The organism is Coprococcus ammoniilyticus, assembly GCF_025567345.1.
Lineage (GTDB): Bacteria > Bacillota > Clostridia > Lachnospirales > Lachnospiraceae > Coprococcus > Coprococcus ammoniilyticus.
In genome coordinates, this window is the sequence record NZ_JAOQJS010000005.1 from 336048 (window position 1) to 356139 (window position 20092).

General features: G+C 41.9%; 18 protein-coding genes and 1 pseudogene. 6 read left to right on the plus strand and 13 right to left on the minus strand.

Annotation, left to right across the window (positions count from 1 at the left end):
* Positions 1 to 86: 86 nt before the first annotated feature.
* Both OCV60_RS09910 and aguA read left to right on the plus strand, forming a co-directional pair.
* Positions 87 to 1379 carry a serpin family protein gene (locus OCV60_RS09910; protein WP_262530117.1) on the plus strand — a complete coding sequence of 431 codons (1293 nt, stop codon included), beginning with the start codon at positions 87 to 89 and terminating at the stop codon, positions 1377 to 1379.
* A gap of 205 nt (positions 1380 to 1584) precedes the next feature.
* Positions 1585 to 2682 carry an agmatine deiminase gene (aguA, locus tag OCV60_RS09915; protein ID WP_262530118.1) on the plus strand — a complete coding sequence of 366 codons (1098 nt, stop codon included), beginning with the start codon at positions 1585 to 1587 and terminating at the stop codon, positions 2680 to 2682.
* 92 nt (positions 2683 to 2774) lie between these two features.
* Here the strand turns inward: aguA and OCV60_RS09920 are convergent, their stop codons facing one another.
* Entirely contained in the window at positions 2775 to 3212 is a 438-nt protein-coding gene (locus OCV60_RS09920; RefSeq protein WP_173788830.1) for a DUF3783 domain-containing protein, read from the minus strand.
* Between the two features lie 68 nt (positions 3213 to 3280).
* Entirely contained in the window at positions 3281 to 3406 is a 126-nt protein-coding gene (locus OCV60_RS09925; RefSeq protein ID WP_330599159.1) for a carboxymuconolactone decarboxylase family protein, read from the minus strand.
* Positions 3407 to 3648: 242 nt separating this feature from the next.
* On the opposite strand from OCV60_RS09925, the pseudogene OCV60_RS13200 reads away from it, so the two are divergent.
* A pseudogene (locus tag OCV60_RS13200) lies at positions 3649 to 3813 on the plus strand (winged helix-turn-helix transcriptional regulator); the annotation flags it as partial.
* Here the strand turns inward: OCV60_RS13200 and OCV60_RS09935 are convergent.
* The 6 genes from OCV60_RS09935 to OCV60_RS09960 form a co-directional block, all read right to left on the minus strand.
* Positions 3745 to 4047: a hypothetical protein gene (locus tag OCV60_RS09935; RefSeq protein WP_021944793.1), complete on the minus strand. Its 303-nt coding sequence runs from the start codon at positions 4045 to 4047 to the stop codon at positions 3745 to 3747. The pseudogene OCV60_RS13200 and the gene OCV60_RS09935 overlap by 69 nt on opposite strands.
* A 554-nt stretch (positions 4048 to 4601) precedes the next feature.
* Positions 4602 to 6305, minus strand: coding sequence for a phosphoenolpyruvate--protein phosphotransferase (gene ptsP / locus OCV60_RS09940; RefSeq protein ID WP_173788828.1), 1704 nt, complete (start codon positions 6303 to 6305; stop codon positions 4602 to 4604).
* A 40-nt stretch (positions 6306 to 6345) separates the two neighbouring features.
* A complete protein-coding gene (locus OCV60_RS09945) occupies positions 6346 to 6609 on the minus strand; it encodes an HPr family phosphocarrier protein (protein WP_008400082.1) in 264 nt (87 codons plus the stop codon).
* Positions 6610 to 6780: 171 nt separating this feature from the next.
* Positions 6781 to 8844: a PTS fructose transporter subunit IIABC gene (locus OCV60_RS09950; RefSeq protein ID WP_173783811.1), complete on the minus strand. Its 2064-nt coding sequence runs from the start codon at positions 8842 to 8844 to the stop codon at positions 6781 to 6783.
* Between the two features lie 78 nt (positions 8845 to 8922).
* Positions 8923 to 9825 (minus strand): 1-phosphofructokinase, encoded by a 903-nt coding sequence (gene pfkB / locus OCV60_RS09955; RefSeq protein WP_021944790.1) that lies wholly within the window; start codon positions 9823 to 9825, stop codon positions 8923 to 8925.
* Entirely contained in the window at positions 9822 to 10574 is a 753-nt protein-coding gene (locus OCV60_RS09960; protein WP_008400090.1) for a DeoR/GlpR family DNA-binding transcription regulator, read from the minus strand. Before OCV60_RS09960 ends, pfkB begins: the two co-directional genes overlap by 4 nt.
* 507 nt (positions 10575 to 11081) lie before the next feature.
* Between OCV60_RS09960 and OCV60_RS09965 the strand changes: the two genes are divergently transcribed.
* Both OCV60_RS09965 and OCV60_RS09970 read left to right on the plus strand, forming a co-directional pair.
* On the plus strand, positions 11082 to 11528 hold the full coding sequence (locus OCV60_RS09965; protein ID WP_262530119.1) for a hypothetical protein: 447 nt from the start codon (positions 11082 to 11084) through the stop codon (positions 11526 to 11528).
* A 79-nt stretch (positions 11529 to 11607) separates the two neighbouring features.
* Positions 11608 to 12057 (plus strand): hypothetical protein, encoded by a 450-nt coding sequence (locus OCV60_RS09970; protein WP_021944788.1) that lies wholly within the window; start codon positions 11608 to 11610, stop codon positions 12055 to 12057.
* Positions 12058 to 12247: 190 nt separating this feature from the next.
* Here OCV60_RS09970 and argJ read toward each other — a convergent pair whose 3' ends face one another.
* The 5 genes from argJ to OCV60_RS09995 all read right to left on the minus strand — a co-directional run bounded on the left by argJ (position 12248) and on the right by OCV60_RS09995 (position 18944).
* On the minus strand, positions 12248 to 13492 hold the full coding sequence (gene argJ / locus OCV60_RS09975; RefSeq protein ID WP_262530130.1) for a bifunctional glutamate N-acetyltransferase/amino-acid acetyltransferase ArgJ: 1245 nt from the start codon (positions 13490 to 13492) through the stop codon (positions 12248 to 12250).
* Between the two features lie 116 nt (positions 13493 to 13608).
* Positions 13609 to 15288, minus strand: coding sequence for a glutamate--tRNA ligase (gene gltX, locus OCV60_RS09980; protein WP_262530120.1), 1680 nt, complete (start codon positions 15286 to 15288; stop codon positions 13609 to 13611).
* Between the two features lie 350 nt (positions 15289 to 15638).
* Positions 15639 to 16613, minus strand: coding sequence for an aldolase catalytic domain-containing protein (locus OCV60_RS09985; RefSeq protein WP_021944785.1), 975 nt, complete (start codon positions 16611 to 16613; stop codon positions 15639 to 15641).
* 325 nt (positions 16614 to 16938) lie between these two features.
* Positions 16939 to 18237 carry a tyrosine-type recombinase/integrase gene (locus tag OCV60_RS09990; protein WP_008396995.1) on the minus strand — a complete coding sequence of 433 codons (1299 nt, stop codon included), beginning with the start codon at positions 18235 to 18237 and terminating at the stop codon, positions 16939 to 16941.
* An 83-nt stretch (positions 18238 to 18320) separates the two neighbouring features.
* Positions 18321 to 18944: a helix-turn-helix domain-containing protein gene (locus OCV60_RS09995; RefSeq protein ID WP_008396996.1), complete on the minus strand. Its 624-nt coding sequence runs from the start codon at positions 18942 to 18944 to the stop codon at positions 18321 to 18323.
* Between the two features lie 237 nt (positions 18945 to 19181).
* On the opposite strand from OCV60_RS09995, the gene OCV60_RS10000 reads away from it, so the two are divergent.
* Positions 19182 to 19415 carry a helix-turn-helix domain-containing protein gene (locus tag OCV60_RS10000; RefSeq protein WP_008396997.1) on the plus strand — a complete coding sequence of 78 codons (234 nt, stop codon included), beginning with the start codon at positions 19182 to 19184 and terminating at the stop codon, positions 19413 to 19415.
* The last annotated feature ends 677 nt before the right edge of the window (positions 19416 to 20092 follow it).

Genomic DNA, 20092 nt, shown 5'->3' on the forward strand with positions numbered 1-20092 from the left:
GACTATATATTTTTTTGAATATTCTTATTCACTGATATATGTTAGTATTATTCGTATCTGACCACGAAAGAAATGGAGGATTATTTATGAATAAAAAGATAATCAGCTTATTACTTGGTGCATGTCTGTGCACAAGTCTTGCAGGATGCGGAAACGCAGATAATAATGGCGGCAGCATCACCAAACAAAAACTTTTAGCATCAAAAGAACTCGGAAGTGACATCGCAGTCGGAGCAAAACCGGCGCCCGTCGATTCCTATGAGGAACTTAAAAACGGTGTCAACAATTTTGCATTTGACCTGTATGATGCACTTCCAAAAGACAGCAACTGTTTTTATTCCCCTTACAGTATTTCCAGTGCACTGTCCATGCTCGATCAGGGTGCCGGGGGCGAAACGAAAACGGAACTGGAATCAACACTTGGCATCAAAGATCTTTCAACCTGGAATACGGAAATGCAAAGCTATCTGAACAAAGACTGGTCCAAGCAGACATATGTAAATACTGCAAATTCCATCTGGATGACCACCGGAAAAGACTGGGCGGCTAATATCTCAGATGATTTTCTGCTTCCGGCCAAGACCTATTACCATGGTGAGATATATGAAGCCGATTTTACGGATCATGCCGATCAGGTTGTGAAGGATGTAAACAACTGGGTAAATGAACATACAAATCAGATGATCCCATCCATCATGAATGAACTTTCGACAAATACTGTTATGATGCTCATTAATGCGGTTTACTTTGAAGGAAAATGGCAGACACCATTTACAGAGGGTAACACATACGATGATACTTTCCACGGAACCAGTGGAGATTCTACCGTACCAATGATGCATCTGTACGATGAACGATTCTCTTATGCGGATAGCGGATCGATAAAAGGAATCGTACTTCCTTACGATGGTGATTCTGTTGTAATGAAAGTATTCCTTCCATCTAAAGAAGGCGATACGATCACCAACCTGTTCGATGCTTTAAGCAGTGATGAGAAACAGGCACTTATCGACTCTCTGGATAATGCTGATTCTCCTGAGATAGAGACCATTCAGCTTCCAAAATTCACAGATGAACAGAGTATCAACGGTCTGGATGATATCCTGAACAGACTTGGAATCCGGTCTGCATATGCTTTTGCTGATTTCTCAAAGATCGCAGATGGCATCGCGGTATCTTCCGTTTCTCACAAAGCAAAAGTGATCGTTGATGAAAACGGAACAAAGGCTGCCGCGGAGACGGATATCATAATAAAGGAAACTGCTATGATGCCACCGGAAGAAACCTATAACTTCATCGTTGACCAGCCATTTGTCTATGTCATTGAAGATCAGGATACCGGAATGATCCTGTTCATGGGACGGGTAAATGATCTGTAAGATCCAATTCCATATTGATTTTCAATAATCTCTGTGCTATCGTAATAAGAAATAAATACAGACACATGCAACGGAGCAATTCAGAAAATGAGTTGCTCCGTTTTTTGTTTTATCAAATATAAGACTGAAAAATCTCCTGCCTGCAAGAGATGATTTTTCAAACACGCTATGGATATTTTATTTACGATACAAGGAGGATACAGGAATGGCGAAACTTATTACAAACTCGACCCCAAAGGCTGACGGTTTCCGTATGCCGGGAGAATTTGAAGAACAAAAGCAGATCTTTATGATCTGGCCGGAACGAACCGACAACTGGAGAGCCGGTGCGAAACCGGCACAAAAAACATTTGCAAATGTAGCTGCTGCGATCTCAGAATTCGAACCTGTTACAATGTGCGTATCTGCCGCACAATATGAACATGCAAAAACCATGCTGCCTGCCGGCGTACGGATCATTGAAATGAGCAGCAACGATGCATGGTGCAGAGATATGGGACCATCTTTTCTGATAAATGATAAAGGCGAAACCCGCGCCTGTGACTGGACCTTCAATGCCTGGGGCGGACTGGTCGACGGATTGTATTTTCCATGGGATAAGGATGATCAGATCGCATCCAAAATCTGCGAACTGGAACAGATTGATTCTTACCGAACCGGTGATTTCGTATTAGAGGGCGGCTCTTTTCATGTCGATGGGGAAGGTACACTGATCACCACCGAGATGTGCCTGCTGTCAAAGGGAAGAAATCCTCATCTCACAAAAGCTCAGATCGAGCAGAAATTAAAAGATTATCTAAATGTCGATACGATCATCTGGATCAAGGACGGCATCGATCCCGACGAGACAAATGGACATATCGATGATGTTGCCTGCTTCGTCCGTCCCGGTGAAGTTGCCTGCATCTATACGGATGATCCGACTGACCCATTCTATAAAGAAGCACAGGCCGCTTACCACACCCTGTCAAATGCTGTAGATGCCAAAGGCAGGAAACTGATCGTCCATAAGCTCTGTACAACCAAAGCTCCGGTTTATCTGAAGGGCATGGACACAGTCGATGCAGTTCCCAGAAGCACTCCAAGAAAAAACGGTGACCTTGCGATCGCCTCTTATCTGAATTTTCTGATCGTAAATGGCGGCATCATCCTGCCACAGTACGGTGACGAAAATGACGCTCTTGCAATCCGTCAGGTGCAGTCCATGTTCCCGGAACGTAAGGTTATCGGTGTCCGTACCGAAGAAATCGCTTATGGAGGCGGCAATATCCACTGTATCACCCAGCAGCAGCCGAAAGCATAAACGACGCATGAAACTTTATCTGCAAACATTAAAATCGTATTATAAAAAATAATCGTACAGGAGAATCAAATTCATCCCTGTACGATCTTTTTTTACTTTCTCATCATTGCAAATCGTTCTCTGCGAAGCTCCTGCATCAGCATCGGAACTGTCCAGTTCTGATTGCTTGGTGTCAGAATGGCTTTATACATAACCTTCACCTCAGCATGACGAAGCTCAAACAACATCTTATCCAGCCGTTTTTCTTTCAGATTGCATACCAGAATTAAGCTGTCTGCACTGCTCTTTGCCTGTGCATTCATCACCCCTGTCTCTGAAGAATGTCCTGTCACATTTTCCTGTTCCCGACCAGTTCCATCTATCGTATCTGCGGCGTTTTTATAGACTCCATTTACAAGCTCGCCCAACTTATAATTCGCTGTCACTATTTCTTCCTGTATCCGGTCTACAGTGATCTTCATCCGACTCGCAATGTTCTGTATCTTGTGATATTCGATGTCATCTACATGTATTAATACTAACTTTTCCATGCCGTCTCCTGTCTACATTTTATTATGTGTACACCGATGTTCATTATACCACAACTGCCACATTTCTCCTACTTATCTTCTTCTGCCCAGACTTCTTTTGCCATACGGAATACTGCCCATGCCTTTGGCCATCCACAGTAAAATGCTGCATGTGTAACGATCTCAGCAAATTCTTCTCTGCTTGTAGTCTTCATACTATCACTCTCCATCTTACTTAAACCTACTTCAGAGCTTATGCTCTTATGTTCTGATGTTTCCCGTATTTATATACGAAAAAGGAGCATACCTTTTTCGTACACTCCTATCATACTCTTTGAACCTTACTCCAAGTCAAGAATTTTTTTGTATGAAGTTTTTATGAAGTAAGTATTCTCAGTAGTGAACTACCCATTGTCTAAAGCCAGTGGGATTGCGGTAGCCTTATTTCAACGAACTTAAACGTGATCTGACCGGTATCAGCCAGAAGGTTCTGACCAACAGTCTTCGCTCAATAGAAGAAGATGGGCTGATCACCCGACCGGGTGCTCTTGCTTTATCTTTTCTTTGTTGCCTTGGCTGCTTTCTCCAGCTTTCGCTTCTTTGCCTGCTCAGCCATGAATAATTTTCTGAGATTTTCCAGCTTTGCAGCCTCCTCTTTTGCGGTATTCAGATCATCTGTGACCCTGTCCTGTGCGTCCTGACTGTCAAATCTTACAAACTTCTCAAATACGGTTGGATAAGTGAAAGTCTTTTCTATATTCTCACACTGAAATAAAATACGGATGTGTGTACCATCACATTCAACTACATTTCCCTCACCAAATTTTACATGTTTCACTTTTTCGTTTTCAAACATAACCTATCTTCCTCTCTACCTATTGAAAACATCTCCAACTGCCAATATGTGCCCTGTTTCGTCTTGCCGCTACGGCTAAAAAATAACTTTTTTATTTCAGACTTCTATATTATTAATATTACCAAATATTTTCCATAAAATTCCAGTGCAAATTAATTTTCGTAAGAAATTCGTGAAAACCCCACACTCAAGCTTTCAAATTTTGTAAAAAATGTATTCTTGACATTTACCCGGCTATTCAAATATGCAGAAAACCGTCTCAGAAAATAATGCACTTTTTAAGCCTCGCCTGCGCTAATTGCAGAAACTTTCATATCTGTTTTGTTTGGAACTATCCGATATATTACAAAAGCAACAGTTACTATATATTACACTATTATGTAGCAAGCCTTTTTCAACGCCGGTCCTTAGCGAGTTGTCATAGGCAAGGAGCTTAGTACCGCTGCGTTGAAATAGAGTGCAAACGACTTGCGGAATAATAGGTGTAATTATAGTACTAGTTGCTTTTAATATCTTTCATTCTGTTCCAAACAAAACAGATAAGGGCTTTTCGCTTATCTTGCGGAGGCTTTTAACAGTTCAGCCACCTCAGCTTCTGTGGATAAGGACAATGCTTTTGCTGCAAGAGCATCTGCATCTGCCTTTGACCATTTGGCAATTGTGCCTCTGGTTCTTAAAACAGAAGTTGCCGATACACTGAACTCTCCCAGTCCAAAGGAGATCAGAAGTGGGATCAGTAACGGATCAGCTGCTGCTTCACCACACATACCTACCATGATGCCTGCTGCATTTCCTGCTTCAATAACATTCTTCATAGAACGAAGAACAGCAGGATTGTATGCGGAATACAAATATGCAACCTTGGCATTTCCTCTGTCAACTGCCATTGTGTACTGGGTCAGATCATTTGTACCGATACTGAAGAAATCAGCTTCCTTTGCCAGAAGATCTGCGATCAGGCTGGCTGCAGGAGTCTCGATCATAACGCCGACCTGAATATCCTTGTTATATGCGATTTTCTCTGAATCTAACTCCTTCTTAAGTTCCGCTACCAGTTCTTTTACCCGTCGAATCTCATCCACACAGGTAACAAGCGGAACCATGATCTTAATATCGCCAAATGCACTCGCACGAAGCAATGCACGAAGCTGTACCTTGTAGCTGTCCTCATTTTTCAAACAATATCTGACTGCACGGAAACCAAGGAACGGATTGTCTTCTTTTTCCAATCCGAGATACGGGATATCTTTGTCACCGCCGACATCCAGTGTACGGATAATAACTTCTTTACCCTGCATCGTCTCGGCTGCTGCCTTATATGCTTCAAACTGCTCGTCCTCTGTTGGCAAACTGTCTGTTCCCATGAACAGGAACTCAGTACGGAATAAGCCTACACCTTCACCATCAGCAGCTACAACACCCTTGGCATCCTCTGGATTGCCGATATTGCCATATAAAGCTACCTTTGTTCCATCAGCAGTTACTGTATCTTTTCCTCTGTAGATCTGAAGCAGTTCCTTCTCTTTCAGGTAATCTGCACGCTTTGTCTCATATTCTGCGATCTCATCCATCGCAGGTTCTAAGATGCAAACGCCTTCGCATCCATCTACAACTGCCATCATACCATCGGACACCTGATCTACGATACCATCTACACTAAGTACAGCAGGGATCTCAAGTGCTCTTGCAAGAATAGCTGAATGAGAAGTCTTACCGCCAATCTCGGTGATAATACCTGCTACATTTTCCTTTACGATTCCTGCTGTCATGGATGGTGTCAGATCCTTTGCGACGATCACTGTACCTGCCGGAACATCTCCGATATTAATATCCGGCGTACCGGTAAGGATCTTAAGCATACGGACACGGATATCTCCTACGTCAGTTGCTCTCTGTCTGGTCAGTTCATCATCTACCTGGGAGAACATGGATACGAACATATCACATACACTGTCAACGGCTGCTTCTGCACATTCGCCATTACCGATCAACTCCTTGACCTGATCCTGCATAAACGGATCACTTATCAAAACGATATGTCCTTCCAGAATCTCTGCATTATGTTCTCCAACCTTTTCTTTCATTGCATCTGCCATTTTCTGAGTCTTTTCAACAAAAACTTCCATAGCATTCTCAAATCTCTGAAGTTCAGCATCTGTATCTGTTACTGTATGCTGCTTATATTCCGGTTTGCCATCACTGATGATGACAACCTTTCCGATGCCATAACCGGCTGAGCCGCCTATTCCTTTTAACATATCTTCTACCCCGCTTTCCAGATGAAAGAATGCTGTCTGACTATTCGCCAAGACCGGATTCAACCAACTCTACTGCCTTTGCGAGAGCTGCCTGCTCGTCTTCACCGTCACACTCAATTGTCATCTCTGTTCCACACTTAATACATGCTGCAATGATCAGCATAACGCTCTTTGCGTTGATTCTCTTACCGGCAATATCGATTGTTACGTTACATTTGAACTTTGTCATTTCCTTTGCAAATACTCCTGCCGGTCTCATGTGTAATCCCTGCTCATTAATAACTTTAACTGTCTGTGATACCATAATTATCTTCTCCTTTTTATATCTCTTTTATCATTTGTCCGATTCGGACAAACGCATGATCAACATTGTTACTTTTGATTTAATATTTGAAATATCCCTGTTTTATTTATATCCGGCAGGAACAGATTCTTTCTGTTCCCACCGTTGTTAAAAAGGATAGGGTTTTTGTTTTTATTCTTCTGCTACATTTTTCTTGATCAGACCGAGCAGTAAACAGGTTACTACAGAACCGATCACCCATGAAAGAATGTAAAATAATGGATGCCCTACTGTTGCAAATACGAAGATTCCTCCGTGTGGTGCCATCAGTGTACATTTGAATGCTGCTGATAATGCTCCTGCTACACCTGCACCAACCAAGGTACATGGGATAACATGAAGCGGATCTGCTGCTGCAAATGGAATCGCACCCTCTGTGATGAAGGAACAACCCATTACAAAGTTAGAAACGGCTGAGCCTCTTTCTGCCTTTGTGAATTTCTTAGGGAACAGCTTACATGCAAGTGCAATTCCCATTGGTGGGACCATACCGCCGATCATTACGGCTGCCATGGAAATGTAGCATGCCTGAACGGCTGCATCACTCTGGGATGCACCGGCTGATACAAGGTCTGCTGCTGTAGAAAGCATTCCCGAGCCGAATACATAAGCTGCCTTGTTGATAGGACCGCCCATGTCGATCGCCATCATTGCTCCGAGGATCAGACCAAGGAGAGCTAACAGATTCTTATCTGCAAGTGATGTAAGCATATTGGAAAGTCCTGTATTTATAAGGCCGATCAATGGATTAAAGATAAATACCATCAATACGCCTACAAGGAAAATACCAACTAACGGATAGATCAATGTTGGCTTGATACCCTCTAATGACTGAGGGAACTTTGAACACATCTTCTTTAATAAAAGTACGATATAACCTGCAAGGAAACCTGCAAGAATACCACCTAAGAAACCGGATACTGTATTACCGGAGCCTTCGCCTACAAAACCGAATTTTGCAATAAAATTCTGGAATGGGGAAAGACTTGCACCTGCCCATATATATTTTGCAATCGCTGCATTACCGGATGAAGCAAGAAGTCCGCCGGTAAATCCAACTGCAAGACCCGGACGATCTGCGATCGAATATGCGATATAACCTGCAAGTACCGGAACCATCAGTCCCATAGACAGATCTCCGACATATTTAAAGAATGCGGAAAGTGGTGTACAGGTACCGAAGTTTGAACCACCGGTTGAACCATATCCACAGATTGTATCGATCAGGAATGCCAGTGCGATCATGATACCGCCACCGATAACGAATGGAAGCATATGGGATACACCGCTCATCAGATGCTTGTAGATCTGACTTCCAACACCGCCTGCGCTTTCTTCCTCTGCTTTCTTTCCACTCTCATGATGCACCGAAACCTTGCCATCGATTACTTTATTGATAAGCTCTTCCGGTTTGTGGATACCATCTGCTACCTTTGTAAAAAGAACTGGCTTGCCGTCAAATCTTGCGGTCTCCACATTCTTATCGGCTGCTACGATAATACCGTCACATTCTTCAATCTCCTTTGCTGTCAGACGATTCTTAACACCGCCGGATCCATTTGTTTCAACCTTGATCGAAATGCCCATTTCATTTCCTTTTTTCTCAAGGGCTTCCGCTGCCATAAATGTATGTGCGATACCGGTCGGACATGCTGTAACTGCAAGGACTCTGTATCCTGTCTTTTCCGGTGCGTTTTCTTTCTTATCTTCTGTTGCTTCTCCAAGTTCATCCGCGAACTTTTCCATCTCATATTTGCTGCAGATATCTAAGAACTGATCTGCATTCTTTGCTGCAAGAAGTTCTGCTCTGAAGTTCTCATCCATCAGCAACATACTGAGTCTTGATAATACTTCCAGATGTACATCTGCGCCCTTTTCCGGTGCTGCGATCATGAAGAACAGGTTTGCAGGCTGTCCGTCTAATGAATCATAATCTACACCGTCCGGTACTGTCATAGCTGCAAGTCCCGGCTGCTTAACTGCTGCATTCTTGGAATGAGGAATTGCGATTCCCTCTCCAACTCCGGTCGAACCGGATTCTTCTCTTGCAAGAATTCCTTTCTTGAATTCTGCCTTATCTGTTATATTGCCCGATTTTGCATGAAGATCGATCAGATAATCGATCGCTGCGTCTTTAGAATCTACTTTTACACCAAGGGCAATTCCTTCTTTTTTTAATAACTCCCTTATTCTCATACTCATTCTCCTTTACTCAAATACCGGTTTATCAGGATCTGGTCAGGTCAGTCGGTTCTTCTCCCTTTTCCCCAACTGTTAAAATTGTCCTAAAAGTTTCTCAACCTGGTCTTTTGTTGCAAGTCCTTCTGAAAATGCAGTTGCACTGCCTGTTGCTGCGCCGTACTTTAATGCTTTCTTGTAATCATGCTCTGCAAAATAGCTTGCGATAAATCCTGCCACCATGGAATCTCCGGCTCCTACAGAATTAACAACTTTTCCTTTTGGAACGCCCATTCTGTATGTCTCTCCGGTCTCTGTGAGCAGCATAGATCCGTCTCCTGCCATGGAGATCGCTACGTTTCTTGCTCCAAGTGCCTGTAATCTCTTTGCATATTCTTCAATCTCCTCATCGGAATGAAGTGTTACGCCAAACATTTCTCCAAGCTCGAAGTTATTCGGCTTGATAAGAAACGGATGATACTTGAGAACATTTAACAGGAGATCCTTCGTAGCATCGACTACGATATCAACCTTCTTGCCTGCAAGTCTTGCCATGATCTTCTCGTACACATCAGATGGTAAAGATGGTGGGATCGCTCCTGCCAGAACCAGACAGTCACCGTCTGTTAAACCATCTAATTTCTTATAAAGTTCTTCCAGTTCTGCATCGCTGATATTAGGGCCTTTTCCATTGATTTCTGTTTCTTCTCCGGCTTTCAGCTTAACATTGATTCTGCTAACGCCATCTGAAACCGTGATGAAATCAGCTTTTACACCAAGGGCAGCGACTCCTTCTTCAATCGCTTTTCCGGTAAAGCCTGCAACAAATCCAAGTGCTACAGAATCTACGCCCAGATTCTTAAGGACTGTCGAAACATTGATTCCCTTTCCACCGTAGAACAGGGCTTCTTCTCTGCTTCTGTTTACCGAACCGATTTCCAGTTTTTCCATTCTGACAACATAATCGATTGCCGGATTGAAAGTTACTGTGTAGATCATTCCTTCATTACCTCCTTTATGACTGTTGCATCTGCATACTTATCATTTACAAGTCGGTCGGTGATAATACACGCCTTCTTGATTCCTGCAAATGTAACCGCTGTAACCTTGTCAAACTTCGTGTGATCGGCAAGGACAACACTCGCATAAGATCGGTTGACCGCTTCCATCTTTACAAGTGCTTCTTCTACATCGACTGTCGTGAAACCGTAATCTGTATGTACACCGTTGGTTCCAAGGAAACATTTTGAGAAATTGAACATCTTCATATTATTTACAGCATCTGCACCTACCGTAGATTCTGTGACCGGCTTTCCGAGTCCTCCGATCATGTATGCCCGAAGTCCTTTGTTCATCAGCCGTTTGATATGTGCAATTCCATTTGTGACAAATGTCGCTCTGGTTGATTCCAGATACTCGATCATCCATCCGGTACTTGTTCCTGCATCTATGAAAATAAAATCGTCATCATTGATCATATTCACCGCATACCGCGCAATTGCTTTCTTTTCTTCCACACAGAGCTGCTCTTTTACACTGACCGCAATCTCATCTGCAATAAACTGGTGTGCAACTGCTGTAGCTCCTCCGTGTACCTTATTCAGTTTTCCCATTTCATCGAGAGCGATAAGATCCCGCCTTATGGTTGATTCTGATGCTCCTGTGCACTCTGTCATTTCTGCAACTGTGATCGTTCCTTTGTTCTTCAGAGCTTCCAGTATCTTGTTATATCTTTCTTCCGTAAGCATATATATAGGTCTCCTTATTATCAAATCATTTTATTATTTGCAATTCAATTCATATATATGCATTATAACCGATTTTTCGTTCAAAATCAATCATATTCGTTCAACTTGGGTTTATATTAACACACATTTCGTTCAGAATCAATCATTAATTTGCATTTTTTTGAAGTTTTTTGAACAAATATGAGAGAAACGGAATTAAAGAAAGCAGGCAGTCTCGTTATAAGACCACCTGCCGGTCGATAACCAATCTGCTATATCGAATATTGCTGATTGATATATGACATCAGCCAAAGGGTCATAACTGCGCCTCTTCCAAAAAGGATTTCATTATAGAGTTCTTTTTTGCGTACGAAATTCTAAAATATAAAATGGGACGTCACCATATATTTCCGGTTGTTCCTGTCTAAAATTACATATATAATATAAATATCTGCATTAGCTGATATGGGGGGACTTATTAAGTTAACAGATCAAATATTTTAATTACATAATTCGAAGGTAATTTCTATGAAACATTCCAATTCTTTCTGGAAACGTACAATCATCGGATGCAGCCTGCTCGGTATGGTTATCGTAACTGCATTGCCAGCACAGGCAGCAGTTCAGGCAGCAACTTTAAATGAGCGCACAGTTTCCGCTGTCAGTACATACACAGGCACCAATGCTGCCCTTGCCACAAGTAAGACCGCAGCTATAAATACTGCCACTTCTACTACAAATACAACCACAAATGATGCCACCCTTACCGCAAGCAAGACCACAGCCAAGAAAGCTGCGCTGAATAAAACATCTTTAAAGCTGAAGAAGGGCAAAACTTACCAGTTAAAAACAAAAAATGTAAAGGGAACGGTAACAGTAGTAGAGGGAAACTACAACTCCTCCATTCACTGGTTCCGAACCATAACGAAATCTTTCTTGCAGCAAACAGGCTTTTCAGTAGATACACGGTATTAAGCACAGTTCAAATGCAAATCATTCATTTCAGGGAGATAAGTTTTTATCTCCCTGTCTGACTATACTTATGGAGAAAATCATGAATAATTCTTATATTAATAAAGATGAGATAAATAATAAAATATATGACTACATTGCCGGCTACATAAATTGTTCAACAGATCAATTAAAAGAAGAAGGCACACATTTCGTAAAGAACAAAAAGGCTGCTAAAAATTATGTTAAAATTCTCAGCATCAGAGATACAAATATCATTTCTCTGTCTGAAGAAAAATATGAACTTGGAAAACAACTGTTATCAGGTAAAACTCGAGACGAATTATATGAAGGTAACAACCTTAAAACATTATGTGATATCGAGGGCTTTGAAAATTCACTGGCTTTTGATGCAGAAGGAAATACAAATACAACCATCGTTTTATGTGCAATAAAAGATAACGAAATAATAGCAATTGCGGGTGCTGCTCCCACCGGTAAACTGATGGAAGTTGGAATTGATGTAAAAAAGAACTGGCTTCCCAAGCAGTAGCCATCCGAAGCGGCTATATGCCACTCTGGACAGATTCATTTGGGACACGCTAATCAGCGCACTATAAGTATAAAAAATAACCTCCCAGCCTTGAAGTGAACCCCTTTTATTAGACAAAAAAGGTCTAATAAAAGGGGTTATTTTTAACTCATCATATCAAGGCTAACCGTCTATCGGTGGCACTTTTTATTTATGAACGATAATCACCGTTGATCTTAACGTAATCATAAGTCAGGTCACAGCCCCACGCCTTGGCGGATGCTTCACCCTGATTCAGATTGACATTGATGTAGATATCATCCTCGGATAATACCTCAGAGGCTTTTTCCTCAGAAAATGGAATACCGGAACCATTTCTGCACACCTCTACGATACCCTTCTCAGATTCAAGATCTACATCTACTTTATCGATATCGAAATCTGCTTCTGCATATCCGATTGCACAGAGAATACGTCCCCAGTTTGCATCTTCACCAAACATCGCACATTTGGTCAGTGGGGAACGGATAATGCTCTTTGCAACGATGATCGCTGTGTCCTGATCTGGCGCTCCAGATACTGTACATTCCAGCATCTTGCTTGCGCCCTCTCCATCACTTGCGAGCATCATCGTCATACACTCCATAACGATGTACAGTGCTTTCTTGAAAATTACATAGTCGTCATTTTCTGTTACGATCTCTTCATTTCCTGCAAGTCCGTTTGCCATGACACTTAAAGTATCATTTGTCGATGTATCACCATCTATGGACAGGCAGTTATAAGTTACCTTTACGATCTCACTCAGAGCCTTCTGGATCATATCGGCTGAGATTGCAACATCCGTTGTGATAAAGTTCAGCGTGGTTGCCATATTCGGATGGATCATACCGCTTCCCTTTGCCATTCCACCAAGACGACAGGTCTTGCCACCAAGTGTGAATTCTACTGCAACCTGCTTATCAACTGTATCTGTCGTCATGATCGCATTTGCAGCCTTATCATTGCCATCGGCACTTAAACCGCCAGCAAGCTCTTTCATGTGCTCTTCAAATGGTTCGATCGGAATGATCTGACCAATCACACCGGTCGATGCATTGATGATCATATCTGCATCGATTCCCAGTGCATCTGCTGCCAGCTCACAAATCCGCTCTGCCTTTTCCACGCCATCCGCATTACAGGTATTTGCATTCTTTGAATTAACGACAACCGCCATGGCTTTGCCGCCTGTCGCCTTCAGATGCTCCTTAGTTACAAGGATTGGCGCACCTTTTACCTTGTTCTGTGTATATACGGCTGCTGCATTACAGACTGTACTGCTGTAAACCATACCCAGATCATTCTTATTCTTATCTGAATTCAGTCCGCAGTTTATACCATTTGCCACAAATCCCTTTGCTGCACAGACACCACCGTCTACATATGTGTATCCTTCGTATGTTTTCTTCTTCATATTCATCCGTAGCCAAATCCTGTCGACTTCCACGTTTCATTCCGCTGCTGCCGATCAGCGATTCGCCACTGCCTCCTTTTTAAGATATATAAAACTCTGCCTGTATTTCTATTATCTTACTTGCCGATTGCTGCCAGGAACTTGTCCAGTCTTCCGATTGTACGATCCTTGCCGATCACGTTCATGATCGTAGCAAGATCCGGTGAATTCTTCTTACCGGTTATTGCCACACGAACGATCGTGCAGACATCTGTGATCGATCCCTTATAAGCATCCGGATTCTTCTTATACTCCTTGACATTCGGACAATAGCCAAGTTTGTCGCCCATTACCTTCATCTCGGCAAACCAGTTCTCTGCATCTAAGAACAGATCCTTCTTATATTCATTGATGATCTCTGCCATCTGATCTGCATTATACTTCTCATCGACCTCGTAGGAAAGCTTCAGTTCATTCTCCGGCACATAGAGATAGCCGAACATCTCTGCCAGATCTGACCACTTGCCAACATCCTTACGGACTTTATTTCCGGACATCTTCCAGAGGCTGATCGTCTTTAAGAAGCTCTCTTTATCATTTGTGCCAAATTCATACAGCTTCTCATCAAATTCTTTTGCCCATGCCATGATCTTCTCATAGCACTTTTCTTCTGAAAATGTGGAGATCATCTCTTTGCTGACATCATTTAACTTCACCATGTCAAATAATGCACCGGATGCCGGCATCTTCGCAAGTGACAATGTGAAATCATCGATCGTCTTATCAGGATTTGCTGCATGCCATTCCTCATAATTGGAATTGGCGATCGTCATCAGATATTCCAGTACACTCTCGGATGGATAGCCCTGCTCCTGATAGAAGCCAACGGCTGCCTCCGGGTCTTTTCTCTTACTAAGCTTTCTCTTATGCTGATGTTCATTTCCATCCTCATCAACGGATATTTCCATCTTCATAATTGGTGAAATATGTGCATACTCAGGAAGTTCAAATCCGCACAGTTCAAATAACTGCTTATGAAGCGGATAGGATGCAAGCCATTCATCACCACGGATGACCATATTTGTTCTCATAAAATGATCGTCTACTGCATGTGCAAAATGATAAGTTGGGATTCCGTCAGATTTTAACAGTACAACATCCATCATATTCTCAGGCATCTCGATCTTACCACGGATCGGGTCACTGTAAACAACTGTCTTGCCTGCCTCGCCCGGGCTCTTAAGTCTGACAACATAAGGCTCTCCGGCTGCCAATTTCTCCTCGATCTGCTCGTATGTCAGATTTCTTCCAACTGCATACTCTCCATAATATCCGATATCTACCTTTGCAGCCTCCTGCTTTGCTCTTATCGCATCCAGTTCTTCCGCAGTTGTAAAATCAGGATATGCATATCCCTCCTGCATCAGCTTCTTAACGCAGATCTGATAGATCTCTTTTCTCTCGCTCTGCTTATATGGTGCATATGTGACAGGGCTTCCTTCAAATGGTCCCTCATCAAATCCAAGATCAAACTTGTTTAAGGAATTGATGATCTCCTCCACGCCATTTTCAAGCTCTCTCTTTCTGTCTGTATCTTCTATTCTAAGATAAAACACACCACCGCTCTGCTTTGCAAGTTTTCTTGATATCATAGCAGCATATAAACCACCGATATGCATATATCCGGTTGGGCTTGGCGCAAATCTCGTTACCTTCGCACCCTCCGGCAAGTCTCTCTTTGGAAATCTTGCTTCGAGATCGTCTACCGTTCCTGTTATATCCGGGAATATTAATTCTGCTAATTTGTTATAATCCATCTTATCTGCCACCTCTTATATCAAATCTATTTTTCGTTTCTTACCGCCTGACAGCACCTAATCGACTGTCAAAACACATATAGTAAAAAATACCACAAACCCCACATTTTGTACAGGTTTTTTCTGTAACATTGATGTCAGAAAGCCTTTCCGAGCGCCAATAATTAAAAATAAAATGAAAGCTATCATTACTATCATAACGTCTTACGCAATAATGTGTAATGTAGCTTTCATTTTGTTCAAAAACTCACGAAAGTGTCTTGTAAAATAATATGTGTCGTATATAAAATGGATGGTCTTTATGTACATTTATTACGAAATAAAGACTACACTGAAACGATTTCTACTTCTTACTCGCGATAAAGTAAGTAGCTGTACATGTCAGCGTATTCGTGTTTGCCCTGTTTGATGAAATCAATGGCATCTCTTGGATGCTGGTTCAGCATACCGGTCAGCATGTAAGGTACATCATAGCCCCATACAGCATCACCCTTTTCCTTTAACGGAACCATGTAACGCTCAATGAACTTCAGGATATGGTACAGATTGTACTTTGGATTACGAAGGAAGCCAAGCAGCAATTCCATCGCGCAATTTCCTGCACCTCGTCCCATAGAGCTTACCGTTCCATCTAACATGCTTGCTCCATGTCTCATTGCTTCAACAGTATTTGCATATGCCATCTTCATGTTGTCATGTGCATGAATACCAATCTTCTTACCGTATTTCTCTCCAACTGCCACATATTTCTGTGTCAGTCTCTGGATCTGCTCCGGGTATAAAGAGCCGTAGCTGTCTACAATGTAGATTCCGTCTACATTTGATTTGCCTAACATCTCAAGAGCGATATCGATCTCTGACTCCTGATCCTTTGAAATCGCCATAATGTTACAGGTCGTCTCATATCCCTTTGCATGTGCATCCTCTATCATCTCAATCGCAGCAGGCATGGTGTTGATATATGTAGCCACACGTATCATGTCAATAACACTGTCTGCTCTGTCAATAATATCTGTCTTGTAATCGCATCTTCCGACATCCGCCATAACAGATATCTTCATCTCTGTATTATTCTCTCCGACTATACTGCGAATGGCTTCTTCGTCACAGAACTTCCACTTTCCGAACTTTTCTACATCGAACATCTCCTTGGAAGCCTTGTAGCCGAATTCCATATAATCAACACCAGCCTTCAAATTTGCTTCATAAAGTGCTTTTACAAATTCATCTGTAAAATAAAAATCGTTGACAAGTCCTCCATCTCGAATTGTAGCATCAAGCACCTGAATATCAGGTCTGTACGTGATCATATCTCCGCCTATCATCGCTGTTTCCTCCTAAATCTTTTTTATCACCTGATGAGCCGATCAAACTCTCAGGGTTATCCAACGCTCTTTCTATTTATTTTCTCACTTTAACGCGTTGGTGTGAGTATAGTATAACAGTTTTTTAAAATAATGCAAGCACTTTTTTACTTCAACGCAATAAACTTTTTTACTTTAAAGTGAAAATTGGGATTTGTATAACTAAAATCTCAACTTTCCTTATTTTATGCGACTTGGCGGTATGCCTTGCCACTCTATATGTATCCTTTTCCCTTGTTTTTGCCCTTATGAGGTATCTACAAGGGAAAGTTTTTCTTATTCGATTTTATTCTCCAACCACCTTATCAAGTAGTCGGGCTGAGTTTCGCTTACCTTCTCGGTTAGCGTGTGCATAGACATTCATAGTGGTACTTACATCCGAGTGTCCAAGTAATTCCTGTACATCCTTTGGTGCTGCTCCATTTGAGAGCAGGTTTGTGGTATAAGTGTGTCGCAGGGTGTGGAAGTGGAAATTATCATCAAGCTCCGACAATCGTTTCCTTGCTGTCCTTAAAGCTGTCTCAACCGTTGCAGGGGCTTCGTATGCTCCGTCCGGTCTGATACATACAAGGTCAATCTCGTTGTAATCAAGCGGAATGTCCTCTGTGCCATCCAAATGATAAAGCTCATAGTAGATACGATTCTTTTCCTTAACTTCCCTGTAGTAGTTCCTCTGATAGAGTTCTCCGTAACTGAATACCTGCTTTCTCTGTTCCTTTTTCGCTTTCTTTAAGATGTCAGCGAGCGTATCACAGAAATCCACGATACGGACTTTCTTTCGCTTTGTCGGACCAATCTCGGTCTTGTGCCTTGCTCCGTTGTAACGGACACTTCTTCGTACTGTCAGATACTGTTCCTCAAAGTTAATGTCACTCCAAGACAGTCCGCATACCTCTCCAAGTCTAAGACCTGTGTAGTACGCTATCTGTACCGGCAGGACAGCAGGCTTGTTTCTTTCTTCCAGATACTCCATAAGCGTTTGATACTGCTCTGGTGTAATCGGGTTGATAACCTCTGCATCCTCATCATTATCAGAAAACAAATCCACATCTTCCTCGGCTTTCCTACGCATTACCACATACTGCATTGGATTGAATGTGATGTACTGCTTTGGAAAGACTGCAAATCGGAAGGACTGTTGCAGGACTGCGTGGAAAGAACGGATATAGTCGATGGTGTAACCCTTTGACTTAAAATTTCCTTCCTCACCGCCAAATGCAAGTAAATCCATAAACTTCTGCAAATGCTCCGAAGTGACTGTCTTTAGTTTTCTGTTTCCGATTGGGTGTTGTTTAATCCTGTTTACTGCCTGTAAATAGTTACCGACTGTACCGTTGCTAAGTGAACCCGTTTTCAAATCTTCCTCTGCCCATACATCTAGCATCTGTCCGAGTGTGAGGTTGTCCGCTTTGGCTAGAAATTTCTTTGCGTCATAATCCTCCATAGCCTTGCGTAACATTTTCTCTGTCTCTGATTTGCTCTCCGTACCTGCAAATTCTTTCTGAACCAAGTTACCACTTGCATCCTCCACATAAAAGCGGTAGTACCATTTCTTGCCTTTCTTCCTTACAGAACCTTTTGCCATAATCGTTTCTCCTTTCGATATCGGCAATCGGAACTGGTGAAATGCTTCTTGCGTGTAAGTATATCATAGCTCCGTCTGCCTATCTATACCGAATCGGGATCTTTTTCTGATAAAAGATTGGCTAGTCGATTTTTCGCTGTCTCAGGATTCTTAGAATACAGTCTTACAATATCGCCCATATCGTTCAATGCGTTGACGGTGTGGGTGATTTCTCTAAGGAACATAATCTCATTGTATTCCTTATTGGATTCAAACCCCATTGTCTGGGCGAGCATTTTGTTATCTGTATTTCCTTTGAAATTCTTACAAGCGAACTGGAACGAATCCACGAACAGCTCGTATTCCCGTAACATCAGTAGTAGCAGGTCTTTGGAAAAATCACTTTCGGACTGTTCCATATCATAAGGGAGCTTATTCAGAATGGAAGTCATCACATCACGAATCTGTAATTCTCTTTTATCCGTAATGTCTGTTTCGTATTCGTCCGTCTCACCTTTCAGCCATTCCACAGATACATGAAGTGCATCTGCCAGACCTTCTAAGGTCATTTTCTTGGTGTTATCAATCGTTCCTGCTTCGTATCTCTGAATGGTTGAGGCTGTCACGCCCATTTTTTCAGCGACATAAGGCTGGTTCAATCCTAACTCCTGTCTACGGCTTTTTGCTCTGCTACCGATTGTCTTTCGCAATTCTTTATCTTTTAACATACTTGCGAACCTCCTTTTTCGGTATGTCATTACTATACCACATAACACGATATATTGCAATACGCAATTCTATAAAAGATGATAGAATTTCGTAAGGCTTGACATAGCGTTATAAAAGATATATACTTTAATCAGAATTGCGTAACGCAAGTTTTAAAAAAGGCTAATCCTTTCTTCAAAAAGGAACATCCTCTGATATACAAGACTTGTAATCCTACGCAGGAATGAGGTGATCGAATGACAGAATTAAAGTTTGCTCTCTCCATTGAAGAAGCTGCCGACTATACAGGTATCGGAAGAAACACTCTTAGAAATCTTGTGGAATGGGAAAAGCTGCCTATCCTTAGAGTGGGAAGAAAAATCTTAATCCGCAGGGAACGATTAGACGAGTTTCTGATTCTCAATGAGGGGAAGGATTTACGAGACAGACACGCAGTAAAAGCGGTCAAGGGAACAATGAAAAATGAATAAGGGACAGTCCTAAGACCATCCCTCTGGTATGTATCTGACTAAAAGCCATGATATACCTACACGCAAATAGATTATATCACGGACAAGTCCTCAGATACAACCAGAACTTTTGGAAAATGAGGACAAGATGGATGTGAATGGGTGCAATCGTCCACCCAGTTATAGCTTGTTGGTAGGACAAGTCCACCCAAGATGCAAAAGGTGTTATGAATAGTCCACCCAAGCCAGAAAATGAAGTGGGTGCAACCATCCACCCAAGTGAAGCCGACTGGTAGGACAAGTCCACCCAACTTACAAAAAGTGCTGTGAGAAGTCATACCAAGTGTAGCTATGAAAAAAGCTGTCCGACCTATGACAAAAAGTGTACGCTACTATGATTTTGAGTGTCCAATCTATGGGGTACATTTTCAAAGAGTTAATAGTAAAAAGCTCTATTAAAATCAAAATGTAATAAAACAATGCACTATTAAAAATGAAATTTAATAGGAACTTTTACTACCACTTCCTTGCCAGACACAGTTTAAAAGTAAGCGAAGTAACACAATGCTATTGTCAGGGCAAAAATGCTAACGAATCGTGCTATTGTTTTTTCGATTTTAATAGCAGACTTCTACTGTTTCTACGGTTTTTGCTAAAAAGTCTGAATAATAGAACAATGCTATTGTTAAGGCAAAAGT

Coding starts and splice junctions, on each gene's coding strand:
- OCV60_RS09965 (WP_262530119.1), top strand. CDS start 11,082: ATGAAACATTCCAATTCTTTCTGGAAACGTACAATCATCGGATGCAGC.
- OCV60_RS09970 (WP_021944788.1), top strand. CDS start 11,608: ATGAATAATTCTTATATTAATAAAGATGAGATAAATAATAAAATATAT.
- OCV60_RS09910 (WP_262530117.1), top strand. CDS start 87: ATGAATAAAAAGATAATCAGCTTATTACTTGGTGCATGTCTGTGCACA.
- OCV60_RS09950 (WP_173783811.1), bottom strand. CDS start 8,844: ATGAGAATAAGGGAGTTATTAAAAAAAGAAGGAATTGCCCTTGGTGTA.
- OCV60_RS10000 (WP_008396997.1), top strand. CDS start 19,182: ATGACAGAATTAAAGTTTGCTCTCTCCATTGAAGAAGCTGCCGACTAT.
- ptsP (WP_173788828.1), bottom strand. CDS start 6,305: ATGTTAAAAGGAATAGGCGGCTCAGCCGGTTATGGCATCGGAAAGGTT.
- OCV60_RS09935 (WP_021944793.1), bottom strand. CDS start 4,047: ATGTTTGAAAACGAAAAAGTGAAACATGTAAAATTTGGTGAGGGAAAT.
- OCV60_RS09985 (WP_021944785.1), bottom strand. CDS start 16,613: ATGATAGGCGGAGATATGATCACGTACAGACCTGATATTCAGGTGCTT.
- pfkB (WP_021944790.1), bottom strand. CDS start 9,825: ATGATCTACACAGTAACTTTCAATCCGGCAATCGATTATGTTGTCAGA.
- OCV60_RS09995 (WP_008396996.1), bottom strand. CDS start 18,944: ATGTTAAAAGATAAAGAATTGCGAAAGACAATCGGTAGCAGAGCAAAA.
- OCV60_RS09925 (WP_330599159.1), bottom strand. CDS start 3,406: ATGAAGACTACAAGCAGAGAAGAATTTGCTGAGATCGTTACACATGCA.
- OCV60_RS09945 (WP_008400082.1), bottom strand. CDS start 6,609: ATGGTATCACAGACAGTTAAAGTTATTAATGAGCAGGGATTACACATG.
- aguA (WP_262530118.1), top strand. CDS start 1,585: ATGGCGAAACTTATTACAAACTCGACCCCAAAGGCTGACGGTTTCCGT.
- OCV60_RS09920 (WP_173788830.1), bottom strand. CDS start 3,212: ATGGAAAAGTTAGTATTAATACATGTAGATGACATCGAATATCACAAG.
- OCV60_RS09990 (WP_008396995.1), bottom strand. CDS start 18,237: ATGGCAAAAGGTTCTGTAAGGAAGAAAGGCAAGAAATGGTACTACCGC.
- argJ (WP_262530130.1), bottom strand. CDS start 13,492: ATGAAGAAGAAAACATACGAAGGATACACATATGTAGACGGTGGTGTC.
- OCV60_RS09960 (WP_008400090.1), bottom strand. CDS start 10,574: ATGCTTACGGAAGAAAGATATAACAAGATACTGGAAGCTCTGAAGAAC.
- gltX (WP_262530120.1), bottom strand. CDS start 15,288: ATGGATTATAACAAATTAGCAGAATTAATATTCCCGGATATAACAGGA.